At 75.1% G+C, this 358-nt stretch carries 1 protein-coding gene; it reads left to right on the top strand.

All coding sequences use genetic code 11. The annotated features are described in order from the left end of the window. On the top strand, positions 1–358 hold a 358-nt coding region (locus ADL08_RS13570; RefSeq protein WP_159043057.1), incomplete at both ends, for a condensation domain-containing protein.

The raw sequence follows: 358 nt of genomic DNA, 5'->3' as shown, positions 1-358 counted from the left end.
AAGCTCGGCGGGCACTCGCTGCTCGCGGGCAAGCTCACCAACCGCATCCGCAAGGCCCTCGGGCTCCAGGCCGCCATCCGTGACGTGTTCCTCGCCCCGTCCCCCCGCCAGCTGCTGCGACGCCTCGGCGAGCAGGACGCCGGACCCGCCCGTCCCGCCCTGCGGCCGGTCCCGGAGGAGCGGCGGCCCGAGCGGATCCCGCTCTCCTACGCCCAGCGCCGGCTGTGGTTCCTGGGCCGCCTCGAAGGGCCTTCGTCGGCGTACAACGCGCCCGTGGTGCTCCGGTTGGACGCGATGCCCGATCCGGGGGTGCTGGAGGCGGCGGTACGGGACGTGGTGGAGCGGCACGAGGTGCTGC

Origin of the sequence: Streptomyces sp. NRRL F-6492 (assembly GCF_001280125.1) — a bacterium.
Lineage (GTDB): Bacteria > Actinomycetota > Actinomycetes > Streptomycetales > Streptomycetaceae > Streptomyces.
The sequence above is the reverse complement of the archived record's forward strand: the minus strand, read 5'-3'. Positions and strand labels throughout refer to the sequence as shown.